The sequence below is a fragment of the Fretibacterium sp. genome (genome assembly GCF_057312375.1).
The window spans coordinates 1-13,471 of the sequence record NZ_DBHLDX010000050.1 but is presented as its reverse complement, the minus strand read 5'-3'; the positions used below and the strand labels follow the sequence as shown (position 1 = coordinate 13,471).

At 65.3% G+C, this 13,471-nt stretch carries 4 protein-coding genes; all 4 read left to right on the top strand.

Features of this window, described 5'->3' with window-relative positions; genetic code table 11:
* Window positions 1-256: 256 nt before the first annotated feature.
* On the top strand, window positions 257-1,618 hold the full coding sequence (locus ACO41U_RS07880; protein WP_485942958.1) for a TolC family outer membrane protein: 1,362 nt from the start codon (window positions 257-259) through the stop codon (window positions 1,616-1,618).
* A gap of 2 nt (window positions 1,619-1,620) precedes the next feature.
* A complete protein-coding gene (locus ACO41U_RS07875; RefSeq protein ID WP_485942956.1) occupies window positions 1,621-3,822 on the top strand; it encodes a type I secretion system permease/ATPase in 2,202 nt (733 codons plus the stop codon).
* Window positions 3,815-5,236: an HlyD family type I secretion periplasmic adaptor subunit gene (locus ACO41U_RS07870; RefSeq protein ID WP_298780573.1), complete on the top strand. Its 1,422-nt coding sequence runs from the start codon at window positions 3,815-3,817 to the stop codon at window positions 5,234-5,236. The genes ACO41U_RS07875 and ACO41U_RS07870 overlap by 8 nt, the downstream gene beginning before the upstream one ends.
* Window positions 5,237-5,451: 215 nt before the next feature.
* On the top strand, window positions 5,452-13,471 hold an 8,020-nt coding region (locus ACO41U_RS07865; RefSeq protein WP_485942954.1), incomplete at its 3' end, for a VCBS domain-containing protein.

Below are 13,471 nucleotides of genomic sequence, written 5' to 3'. Positions count from 1 at the left end.
TCTTAAAAACCTTGCCCGTGGATTTTTGGTCTAAAAACCCATTGACTCAGAGTCTTAAGATTGATAGTCTTTAAAGATGCTCTTTAAAATAATACGTGTTGAGGCTCCTTATTTTTGATTGAATCATTACTGATAAAACGAATAAGGGTTCAAAAAGCGTTTGCGTGATGGTTGATTTGGATTGTTTGTGCTTTGCTGAAGCACTTTTAAGAGTTTTTGGGACCACTTTTTTAAGGAGGCAACAATTTTGAAAGCTATGTCCAAGATCATGAGAATCCTGGCGATTCTATCCGTTTTTGTCGCACTTCCCGCCTTCGGCAGGACCATGAAGGAGAGCATCCAGCAGGCGGTCCTCTCCCATCCGGACGTCCAGGGCGCATGGCATGCCTTCCGTGCCTCGGAGGAGGAGCAGGAGGCCGCACGGGGCGGCTACCGTCCCAGGATCGACCTCTCCGCCTCGGTGGGCTGGGAGAACCTCGGCGGTTCGGGATACGACGGCCGGGACCAACACAACTACTTCCGCGAGGGCGCCTACCTCACGCTCAGCCAGATGCTCTACGACGGCGGGCTGACGCGGAGCCAGGTCAAGAAGTTCGGCTACGCCAAGAACGCCAAGTACTACGATCTGCGGGCCTCGATGGAGAAGATCGCCCTGCTGGCCTTCCGCAGCCATGACGACGTCAACCGCTACCGGGAGATGATCCGTCTGGCGAAACAGAACCTCGAGCGTCACGAGGAGATCATGAAGCTGGTTCAATCCCGCTCCCGCGCGGGGCTTGAGAGCTCCGCCAACATGGAGGTCGTCAAGGGGCGTGTGGCCCTGGCCCGCGTCAACCTGATCACCGAGGAGGGCAACCTTCACGACGCGTCCACCCAATACCTCCGTACCGTTGGCGAGATGCCCGATGAGGAGATGGAGTGGGGCGGGATCGATCTGAAGCGTCCCGATTCTCCGGAGGAGGCGCTGCGCCTCGGCATGCTTTCGAGTCCTCGCCAGAATGGCGTGGCCCAGAGCGTGCAGTCCACCCGCCTCGCCCTTGAGGAACAGAAGGCCAAGCTGTCTCCCCGAGTTGAACTCCGCGGCGGCCTGAACCTGGAGAATGACACCGACGGAACAAAAGGCCGCAAGGACAAGTCGATGATCGAGCTCGTCATCCGCTACAACCTCTACAACGGAGGCACGGACGAGGCCACGATCCGCCGGTTCGTGGAGCTTTACAAGCAGTCCGAGGAGATATTGAAGGAGACGGAGCGCGAGGTCACCCAGGCTCTTCTGGTCGCCTACAACGACATCGACACTTTCCACAAGCAGTTGGAGCATCTGGATCAGCACCAGAAGTCCGCCGAGGCCATGGAGGCCGCCTACCGGAAGCAGTTCGAGGTGGGGCGTCGCAGCCTTCTCGACCTCCTGGATGCGCAGAACGAGTCCTTCCAGGCCAAGCGAGCCTACATCAACGCCCTCTTCAGCTACGAGGGGGCCAAAGCCAGTTACCTTCATGAAGTGGGGGGGCTCGTCGCGGCCTACCAGATCGTGCGCAAGGATGTTCCCAGCCTGGAGGAAGTCGGCATCCAAAAGGCCGACACAAAGGCGGGCAAAAAGTCCGCGGCTAAAAAATAACCATGTCCCCTCTTGAGGCCTCGCAGGGAAACGAGGGGCAATTCGACCCCGGACAGGGCACGGAAAGAGGCGGTCCGCTGACGTTTTGTCTGCTCAAAATCGCTTCGATGCACGGCCTGTCGGTCTCCGTCGACAGGCTGCTCTCGGGCCTTCCTCTGGAGAACGATTGGCTTGTCCCTTCTTGCGTAGATCGCGCAGCGGCCCGCGCCGGAATGACCAGCCGCGTCGTCCGTGCTCCGTTGCAAAGGCTCAATACGGCTTTGGCCCCTTTGATCCTCGTCCTTGAGGGCAATGGGGCTTGTTTGTTGCTCTCCGCCGACCTCAAGGGGGGGACGGCACAGGTCCTCTTCCCCGAACTCGATCAGGGGGAGGCCACCGTCCCTCTCAAGGAGCTGGAGGCGCGCTACTCGGGATACGCCTTCTACGTCAAACCGGTCTTTCGTTTCGACGAGCGCGCCCCGTCCTACCACGGAGATAAGGGCAGCAACTGGTTTTGGAGCTCCATCTCCGAGAACCGCGCCATCTACCGGGACGTCATCGCAGCCTCGGCCATCTCCAACGTCTTCGCCCTGGCGATGCCGCTCTTCACGATGAACGTCTACAACAGGATCGTCCCGAACCGGGCTATGGACTCCCTGTGGGTCACCGCCATCGGGGTCCTGATCATGATCGCGGCGGACTACCTGCTGAACGCAACCCGGAGCCGTCTCGTGGACAACGCGGCGGCGAGGACGAACGCCCGGCTCTCTGCCCTGCTGATGGAGCAGATCCTGGCGCTGAAGGCGGCGGACCGGCCTCCCTCGGTGGGGTCCTTCGCCAACGTCATCCAGGGGTTCGAGTCGGTGCGCAACTTCATCTCCTCGGCCACCCTGTTCGCCTACGTCGATCTGCCCTTTTCCCTCTTCTTTCTGGCGGTCATCGCGATCATCGCCTGGCCCCTCGCGATCCCGCTGGCGGTCGGCTCGCTGCTGATCCTGCTTCACGCCGCCCTGATCCAGGGGACCATGAGGGATCTCGCGGAGACCACGAACCGGGCAAGCGCCTTGAAGAATGCCACGCTCATCGAAAGCCTGGTGGGGATGGAGACCGTGAAGTCCCAGGGAGCCGAGTCGCACGTCCAGATGCGCTGGGAGCGTGCGGTCTCGTTCCTGGAGCTGACCAACACCCGCCTCCGGCTGCTGTCGGGCTCCGTCATCAACGGAATCCAGTGGGTGCAGCAGTCGGTATCCGTGATCACCATGGTGGTGGGGGTCTATCTGGTCGTGAGCAACAACCTGAGCATGGGCGCCCTCATCGCGGTCTCCATGCTTTCGTCCCGCTGCATCGCGCCCGTCGGCAAGGCGGCGGGGCTGATGATGCAGTACCACTCCGCCTCCCGATCCCTGGCCGCCCTCGACGACATCATGCGCAAGGAGACGGAGCGTCCGGCCGAGGCGGCTTTTCTCAGCCGCCCGAGGCTCGCGGGCGACCTGGAGCTTCAGGGGGTGACCTTCACCTACCCGGGACAGGAGCGGCCCGCACTCTCCGGGGTCTCCTTCCGCATTGCGCGGGGGGAGCGGGTGGCGCTGGTCGGGCGGGTGGGGTCCGGAAAGAGCACGGTCGGCAAGCTGATCCTGGGGCTTCATCGTCCGCAGGAGGGGACCGTCCTCCTGGACGGGGCAGACATCCGCTCCATCGACCCCGCGGAGATCCGGCGCAACGTGGCCTCCGTCCCCCAGGACGTCATCCTCTTCTTCGGAACGTTGAAGGAGAACCTGCTGTTCGGCAACCCTCCGCGCACCGACGTCGAGATCCTCAGGGCCGCGGAGGCTGCGGGGGTCGACCGCTTCGCCAACCTGCACCCTCGCGGGTTCGACATGCAGGTCGGGGAGCGCGGGGAGTTCCTGTCCTCCGGCCAGCGCCAGACCATAGCCGTTGCCAGGGCCCTTCTGAAGCAGGCGCCGGTCCTGCTGCTGGACGAGCCGACGGCCTCCATGGACAACGCGACCGAAGACCACGTGCGGAGCCGTCTCTCCTCTTTCGTGGACGGGCGGACCCTGCTTTTGGTCACGCACCGAACGGCTCTCCTGGACCTGGTGGATCGAATCATCGTCCTGGACGAGGGAAGGGTGGCCGCAGACGGCCCCAAGGAGCAGATTTTGAGCGCACTCTACCGCTCCAAGGCAAAGCCTGCGAAGATCGAGGGGGGGGTCGCGAGTGCTTGAGCCCATGGACAAAAAAGGATTTGAGCGCGTCGGGGACCTGGTGGAGGGGATGGAGCGCTACAGCAGGAAGGCCACAGGGGGGCTTGCGGCCCGCCTCGCCGCTCCCGGTGCGGTCCGCACCTCCGACAACTGGACCGTCGACAGCGCCTGGGCCTTCGAGGAACAAAACCCCGCGAAGGGCCGCGGGATCATCTACGCCATCGCCGTAACCCTGATAGCCCTCCTGGTCTGGGCGGGCATCGCCCCCATCGACGAGGTCGTGAGCGGCACCGGCAAGGCCGTGGCGCCTTCGGGGACCCAGCCCGTGCAGTCCGTGGACGGCGGGGTGGTCGAGGCCATTCTGGTGAAGGAGGCCGAGCGGGTGGAGAAGGGCACGGTTCTGCTGCGCCTGGACCCCGTGCGGGTGGACTCGATGCTCGGCCAGCAGCAGGTCAAGCTGCTGACCCTTCGGGTCAGGGCGGCCCGTCTGGAGGCACTGAGCTCAGGGACCCCGTTTGTGGTCTCCGAGGACCTGCTCCAGGCCATCCCCGATATCGTGGCCAGCGAGCGCAAGCTCTACGAGACGAGCCTTCAGGAGATCGCCTCCCGGATGAGCGTCATCCGGGACCAGAACCGGCAGCGTCAGCAGGAGCTGGCGGACGCCAGCGCACGGTATTCCCACGCCAATCAATCCTACAGCCTGGCGGAGCAGGAGCTGGAGATAACGCGGCCCCTTCTGGAGAGCGGTGCCGTCCCCAAGCTGGAGGTCATGCGGCTGGAGAAGGCCGCGGCCCAGGCCCGGGCCGACCGGAGCCAGGCGAGCGCCCAGATCTCGCGCATCAAGGCCTCCATCCAGGAGGGAGAGGGGCAGCTCAAGGAGTTGGAGTTCCGTTCCCAGGCGCAGTGGAGGAACCAGCTCAGCGAAACGCTGGGTGAGATGGAGGGGCTGGCCGAGGGCAACCGCGCCCTGTCGGACCGCATCGTCCACTCCGAGGTCCGGTCCCCCATAGCGGGTACGGTGAAGCGGCTGGCCGTCAACTCGACGGGGGCCGTCATCATGCCGGGCGGATTGGTGGCGGAGATCGTCCCGGACGAACAGACGCTGTTCGTCGAGGCGCAGCTCTCCCCAAAGGACCGGGCGTTCATCCGGCCCGGGCAGGAGGCGGTGGTGAAGTTCACGGCCTACGAGTACGCCGTCTACGGGGGCATCGACGGGACGATCGACTCGATAACACCGGACACGATCACGGACGAGAGGGGCAACACCTACTACCGTGGCCGCGTACGGATTGGCAAGAGCGACTTCGGCAAGGACCTTCCCATCCTCCCGGGCATGGTCGCCCAGGTGGACATCAAGACGGGCAAGAGGACGATCCTGAGCTATCTGCTCCGGCCGCTCCTTCGTGCGAAATCCAGTGCTCTCAGAGAGAGGTAACGGACGATTTTTGGGATGATAAAAATCGCCTCTCCAGGGCCTGTTCCCGGAGGGGCTGGTTCTTTATAGAAACGCCGCTCCGCCGGAGGGGCTGGGCATCGACGGCAAACGCAAAACGAAAGAGCGCAGGAGATGTGCACGCCGTCAAGGTGGATGCAAAGCTGGAAATTCTGGGGCTGTCGCCCCGTTTTCAAAAATTTTTTAGGAGGTATTCCATGGCACAGACGATGTTGGCAGTGAAAGTACTGCGGGTGGAGGGGGTGGCGTTCGTCCGCCGACCGAACGGTTCTCTTGTCCCCATCAAGGAGGGGGACGTGCTTCACCAGGGGGACGTTTTGGTCACCCAGGCGGGAAGCGTCTACTTCGAAGGCCCCGACGGCGACGTCTTCGGAATCCCGCCGCACCGTTCGTTCGCACTGACGCCCCAGAACCTGGCGCCGCGCCCATCGGACGGGGCACCGGAGGACGTTCCGGACGCTTTGACGGCGTCCGGCGAGGAAAGTGCCGACGGGGTCGAGTCCAACCTGGGCGGCTTCGGGGCCTTCCAGGCCTACCGAAAGGATTACCTGCAGGACACGCGCTTCTTCGACCAGGGAAATCTGGGCCTCGACGTCAACGAGGTCTTCAAGTTCTCCAGCCGCCACACGGCGAACCCCCGCATCGCCTACACGTTCGACCTGGACCGCGTCAAGTTCCCGCTGTACGGAGTGGAGATCGACTACCCCCAGGCCGGGCGTCCGGACAGCTATCTGCCGAACCATCCCCGTGACCAGTTCACCGACGTCCCTCCGGTGACGCCGAGGCCTGAGCCTACCCCGCAGCCTGAGCCCACCCCTCAGCCTCAGCCCGCCCCACAGCCGCAGCCCAACCCCCAGCCGGAGCCTCAGCCTGCCCCGCAGCCGGAGCCTCAACCACAGCCCGCTCCCCAGCCGAAACCGCAGCCCAATCCCAGTACCCCAGGTACCCCCGGTGGCCCCGGTGGGACGACCCCTCCCCCGCCTCCGCCCGGCCCCAACACGCCCCCCACGGCGACCCCCGACACCAACCAGGTCTCCGAGGACGGGCCCGCGGTGACGGGCAGCGTGATCACGAACGACACGGACCCCGACGGCGACACGCTGACGGTGGTCGGGGTCGTCGCGGGCACCCACCCCTCGGCCGACAGCAACGTGGGGTCGAACGTGCCGGGCGCGTTCGGCACCATTAAGATCAATGCGGACGGCAGCTACACCTACACACCAAACTCGAGCGACCCGGTCGTGAACGGACTGACCCCGGGACAGACGTTGACGGACACCTTCACCTACACGGTTTCGGACGGGCACGGCGGCACCGCCACCACCACCGTCACCATCACCATCAACGGCGCCAACGAGCCTCCCGTAGCGAACCCGGACCGAAACACCGTGACGGAGGACACCACGACGACCGCCACCGGCAACGTCATCAACGCCGTAAGCGCCGGCGATCGGACCGACACGGACCCCGACGGAGGGACGCTGTCGGTGGTCGGCGTCGTCGCGGGCACCGTGGCCCCCAATGGGACGCCGCCCACGGGCAACGTCGGCGGTGCGGGGGTCACCGGCGACTACGGCACCGTCGTCATCAACGCCGACGGCAGCTACACCTATACCCTCGACAACACCAAGCCCGAGGTTCAGGCCCTGGCAGTGGGAGAGACCAAGGAGGACGTCTTCACCTACACGGTCTCCGACGGTCAAGGCGGCGTGAAGCACACCACGCTCACCATCACCATAAACGGCGCCAACGACACGCCGGACATCACGGTGCGCGCGGGGGACAGTGACCGGGCGAACCTGACGGAGAACGGTACCCCCCTGACCTCAAACGGAACCCTGTCCCTGGCCGACGTGGACACCCACGATGTCGTGACGGTGGCCAAGACGGGCGTATCGGTCAACACGGGTGAGAGCACCTACACGGGCCCGCTGCCCGCCGGGCTTACCGAGGGGGAGCTCCTGAAGATGTTCAACGTGGCCGGTGGGCTGACCAACACGCAAACCAGCGAGGCGAACGTGATCCGGTGGACCTTCGACTCCAGCAAGGCGGACCTGCCGCCGGAGCTTGAGGCCTTCAAGTTCATCCCCAAGGACAAGACGCTCACTCTCGACTACACTGTGAAGGCCACGGACCCCCACAGTGCCTCGGACACGCAGGTGGTGAAGATCGTTATCACGGGGACCGACCAGACGGGACAGCTGGGCACCAACGTCATCAAGGCGACGAACGAGGACAACGGCGTCACCGGCAACGCCCTCACCGACGGAACCGGCTTCGTCCAGGACCCCGACACGGGCGAGTCCGTGACGGTCCAGAGCTTTACGATCGACGGCATGGCGGGGACGTATGCCGTGGGGATCCCCGTCAACGTCACCAACGCCGAGGGTCAGACCATCGGCTCCTTCACCCTGAACGCCAACGGCTCCTACTCCTTCACGCCCACGGCCAACTACAGCGGCCCGGTGCCACAGATCACCTACAAGGCGACCATCCCCGGCGTGACGCCCAATCCCGCTCTCGACACGCGCACGCTGACCCTCACCGTCAAGCCGGTGTCCGACACACCGGGGCTCACGGCCTCGTCTAAGGACGTCCTGGAGGACAACACCGTGGCGCTGGGCCTGAAGGCCCCGACCATCACGGACAAGACGGACCTGACGGGCAGCGCGGACAACCACGACAACCCCGAGCGCCTGGGCGCCATCACGCTCTCCGACATCCCCGCGGGCGCAAAGGTCTTCAATGGCGGAACGCTCCTGAACCCCACCGGCGGCGTCCTCAAGATCGTCCTCACCGACGACCCGAACTATCACGTGGCCGGCGCCGCCGCGACGCCGGGAGTCATCTCCATGACCAAGGCCCAGTACGAGGCCCTGACGATCACCCCGCCCGCGGACAGCCACGAGGACATCGACATCAAGGTCTCGGTGACCGAGTATGAGGTGGACAACGCCGGAAACGTGCTTCCGGGCGTGCCCGGCGCGACCTCCGAGACGAACGCCCACGTGGAGGTCAAGGCCGTGACGGACGACGTGGACCTGACGTGGAACGAGGCAGCCGTCGGTGCCCTGGGAACGGACGTCGCCGCCCTCGCGGGAGGCGCCAACGGAACGCTGACCCTGAAGGTCAACGAGGACACTAACTACAACCTGAAGAACCTCCTGAAGGGCAGCTTCGGGGACCTGGACGGCAGTGAGACGCGTTGGTTCGTCATCAAGAACCCCACCGCCACCCCCATCGTCGTCAACGGCACTACCGTCAACGCCGGCGGGTCCATCAAGGTCGAGGCCCCCAACCTGAGCAATTCCGAGACCGGTTTTCCGGACATCAACATCAGGGGCGGGGCAAACTTCAGCGGCACCCTGAACGGCATTACCGTGTCGCTCGTGGCGCAGGACAAGGACTCGGACTCCAGTCTCAACTCCATGCTGACGCCCGACCCCAACGCGGCCTCATTCATGACGGGCACGGCCGACAACCTTGCGGTCAGCAAGGTGGACACGTTGACCCTGAACCTGCGCATCCCGCCGGTGGCGGGCGACGTCAAGCCCACCGCATCGGCCCAGATGGTCGAGGACGCGGGGCGCACAGGGACGAGCGGCGCGAAGTTCTTGGAGAACATCGCGCTGTCGGACACCGACGGCAGCGAGACGATCACCGGCATGACCATCACCGAGATCCCCGCGGGCTGGGTGCTCAAGGATCACAATGGGCACCCCATCTCTGCAGGGCACTCCGTCGATATGGCCCACCGTGACGAATACACCGCCGTGGCCCCCGCACACTCCAGCAAAGACGAAGTCATCAAGGTCGCCGTGTCGACCAAGGACACGTCCACCGGATTCAACGACGTCACGGGCACCAAGGTCGTGAACGTCACGGTCAAGGTCACTCCCGTGGCGGAGAAGATCGGGATGGACACCGATGGTGACGGCACCCCCGACCTGACGATGACGACGGGCAAGGTCTACAGCGGCGAAACGCAGGAGGATCAGGCCTTTGACCTCAACTCCGAGGGGTTCAACCTCAAGGCGGGCTGGGCCAATCAGGATGCCGACGGCAGCGAGAAGACCTACGCGCTGCTGAGCCCGGAGATCTGGGACCCCAAGGCCAACGCCGGCGCCGGCGGCTTCGTCACGGCGGCCGGGTCCAAGTTCACGTGGACCGGCGGCTCGGGGACGTTCGACGGGACCACGGGGGTCAAGGTCCCTGTAGAGGCGCTCGACTCCGTCAAGTTCACCGCCCCCCCGAACGCCGCCGGTGCCTTCCGGATCAAGGTGGAGGCCCACACGGTCGATACGGATCCGGACGGCGGCGCTGTCGACACCGCTACGTCCGGCGAGGCGTGGCTGAGGAACGTCCTGGTCAAGCCCCTGGCGGACGAGGTCACCCTCTCGGCCACTCAGGCCAAGGGGCAGGAGGACACGCCCATCGACCTGACGGGCAAGATCGTCCCCACCAGCCAGGACCCGAACGAGACCTTCAGGGTCACCCTGACGGGCATTCCCGATAGGGCCAAAATCCTCTATGACAACGTCGAGCAGACCGTCACGGGCGGGAGCCTGACCATAGAGAACTTCGACAGGACGAAGCAGCTCTCGATTCAGCCGCCCGAAAACAGCAATGAGGACATCACCCTCAAGGTCAGCGCGGTGAGCGTGGACACCATCACGGTCCCGAAGTTCGACGCTTCGGGCAACCTCACCGGACAGACCGAGACGTTCACGCACGTCAACCCCGTCGCCAAGGAGCTCGACCTTCATATTGACGTCAAGGGCGTGGCCGACGCTGCGACGCTCGTCGCCGTGCCTCTGGCGACGACAGAGGAGGCCGCCGAGGCCAACGGCGGCAAGATCGCCCTGAAGGACGCCTTCCAGACCGTAGACCTGACGGACGCCGACCGCTCTGAGACCCTCTCGCTGGTCGTCTCCGGGCTCGCCGACGGGTTCGACATGACCGGGGCCGAGTTCCTGGGCGGGACGGGGACGGGACGGGAGTGGCTCATCGCCAAGGACAGCCTCGACAGCGGCGCCGCGGGTGTGGTGGTGCCGAAGAACTACAGTGGGACGCTGAACTTCACGACGCGGGCCGTCACCGTGGAGGACGACGGCAACGCCAACCCCAACGCCGCGACGGCCAACGTGACCATCCAGGTGACCCCGACCCCGGAGGCGTCCATGAACCTCACGGCCTCCGGCAAGGAGGACGTCCCAGCGAAACTCGACTTCTCCGTCCGGCACCAGAACGGCGACACCGACGAGACGATCCAGGCCGTCTGGATCAAGGCCTCGGACGTCGACGACCCAAGCCATAAGGTCACCCTGACGCTGGGCGCGGCCGGCCCCGCTCTCACCGCAACGGATGGCTGGTACAAGATCGAAAACGCCGATCTGAACAACATCTACGCCAAGGGACCGGCGAACCTGGGCGACGCGGAGGTCCGCTTCGGCGTCAAGTACACGGTGGGCGACGCCCCGGCGGACGGGAGCCTGCCCATGGCGACCAAGCAGTTCGACGGCGACTACACCCTGAAGCTGGCCCCCGTGACGGACGAGACCAGCTCCTCCGTTGCCACCATCGCGGAAGGAACCGGGACGATGACGGTCAACGGGACGACGGGCCTCACGATCACCAAGGTTGGCAGTAACAGCCAGGCCACCTTCTCGGTCGACGTCAAGGTGGACCAGAAGGCGGACCCGAAGGCCGGCGGCGTGGCGGACACGGACGGCAGCGAGAAGCTGTCGTACCTCATCGTGGACAACGTGCCCAACGGCGTCAGCATCAAGGGCGGCTTCCTGGTGGGCGCGGGCACGCCGGAGCCGGGCGATGTGACCGGCGGCGCCTTCCCGGTCAACCGCTGGATGGTCGAGGTCCCGGAGGGCGAGAGCGCCTTTGCGGGCGGGACCCTCACCAAGACCCTGGAGTTCACTCTGGACAACTCGGGCGGGATCTTCAACAACTCTCAGCGAACCTACACGATGAAGGCGACGGCCTTCAGCAAGGACGGCACGGCCCTCGAGCTGGAGCAGTCCCAGACGTCGTGGGTTCTGAATACGAATATCACAGCGGCCGGAAACTCGAACTACATTCCCCCGACCCTGGAGGCCACAAAGAAGGATTTCGCGGCGACGGAGGACCAGCCGATCACCCTGAACGACCTGATCGGCGTCAAGGTTCTGGCGACCGGCAACGACCGCGCAGGGACCTACGTCATCACCCTCAAGGGCTTGGATCCCCGGATCGAGGTGGAGGGGATGACCAGAACCCAGGTCGCGGACGATCATGGCGTGATGCGGGACGCCTGGACCGCCTCGGCTCAGGGGGCCGGCGACCTGGCAAGCGCTGATGCTAGCGTGCAAGCCCTTCTGCAGCGGGTCACGCTGAAGCTGCCCCAGGACTGGAACTCCAACAAGGCCCCTGGCGATGCCCTGGACATCAAGTTCGACGCGGACATTCGCGGCTACACCGTCGCCAGCAACGCCTCAGACGAAACGACCTACGGCCATGCCGACCTGAAGAACATCGAGCCGACGGGCGTCACCCCCGTGACGGACCCGATGACGATGACGGTCGCGGCCCCGGGCGTGGCCGAGGGGGCTCCGGTGCCCATCACCATCGACCTGGCGAACACGGCCGACGGCGCCAATACGACGATCGTCGACGGCAAGATGTACGTCCAGATCGCCGAGCCCGCCAACGGAACCGGGGGCACACTGGAGTACCAGGGCACCACCATCACCCAGACGAACGTCAGCGGTGTTGCGGGGCTGGCCGACGGCAAGTATTACGTGCTGGAGGGCGTGAGCGTCGGCGGCGCTCAGGGCAGCGGCACCGTGTCGCTCACCTACAGGCCGGAGACGCACGCCTCGGGCGACTTCACGGTCAAGGCCCACGTCGTCTCGCAGGAGGCGAACGCAGCAAGCACCGTGACAAGCACGGCTGCGCAGACCGTGCACGTCGGCGCCGTCAACAGCGGCTACGACCTCCAGATCGCCTCCGCCAGGGGGGCCGAGGACACGCGGGTGCAGATCCAGGTTGAGGGCACGGGGCTGAACGACAAGGACGGGTCGGAGGCGGTCGTCGCGGCCAAGCTGGAGCACGTCCCGAACGACTACAAGGTCTTCGTCGGGGCCGATGCGGCCAGCGCTCAGGAGGCTCAGAACGTGGGTGACGGCACCTGGGGCATCCCCCTGACGGAGGGGAAGCTGCCCGCCTACATCGCCGTCGAGGCGCCGAAGAACTTCAGCGGCACCGCCTCGGGCATCACGCTGACGGTCTACTCCGGCGAAGCGGGGCAGTCCCCCAATGCGGACGCCAAAACCTTCGACGTGGTGGTCGACGCCAAGGCGGACGGGCTGACCATCAACCCCACCCAGACCTTCGGCAAGGCGAACCAGGACATCCGCATCAACCTGAACGCGACGGTAGCGGACACGGACGGGTCCGAGACCGTCACCCTGACCCTGAAGGGCCTGGGATCGGGCGCCACCTTCACCAAGGGCAACGCGGCCTACGACGCGGATTCGGACACCTACACGATCTCCGGCATCGCCCACAACGAGGTGCCCGACCTCGCCTTCAAGACGAACTGGAACCTGGACAAGGACATCACCGTGACGGCGAAGACCGTGGACGTCGCCAACGCCGGAACGGCCAACGAGAGCACCGATACGTCCCAGGAGGTCGGCGGGACGTTCCACGTGACCGTCACCGGCGGCACCAATCCTCCGATCCCGCCTTCGCCGATCGTTGGGCTCGGGCGTTCGGCCTCCATCTCCGCGCTCCTGCCGGGAGCGGAGGAGGCGGAACCGCTCTTCGACGCGGACGGGAACCCGATCGACCTCAGCCTGGACCCGGCGACGGCGGCCCTTGGCGCCTCGCTGCCCGGAGAGGGGGCCCTTCCGGAGGGGACCGATGCGGAGTCCGACGCGGCAATCGACGAGGCCGCGGCCCTGCTTCCGGTGGATGCCGAGGCGCCGAACGCCGACATCCCGGACCTTCCGGACGCGGAGCCGGCGGAGGGAACGGACCTTCTCGACACGGGGACGGAGGCCGGCGTACCGGAACTGGACGACGCACCGTTGGCGGACGCGGCCGACGCGGATCTTCCCGCCGCGGATGCCATCGCCCCGCTCGACACGGAGACGGAAGCCGGTGTACCGGAACTGGACGACGCACCGTTGGCGGACGCGGCCGACGCGGATATTCCCGCCG

Coding starts and splice junctions, on each gene's coding strand:
- ACO41U_RS07875 (WP_485942956.1), top strand. CDS start 1,621: ATGTCCCCTCTTGAGGCCTCGCAGGGAAACGAGGGGCAATTCGACCCC.
- ACO41U_RS07880 (WP_485942958.1), top strand. CDS start 257: ATGTCCAAGATCATGAGAATCCTGGCGATTCTATCCGTTTTTGTCGCA.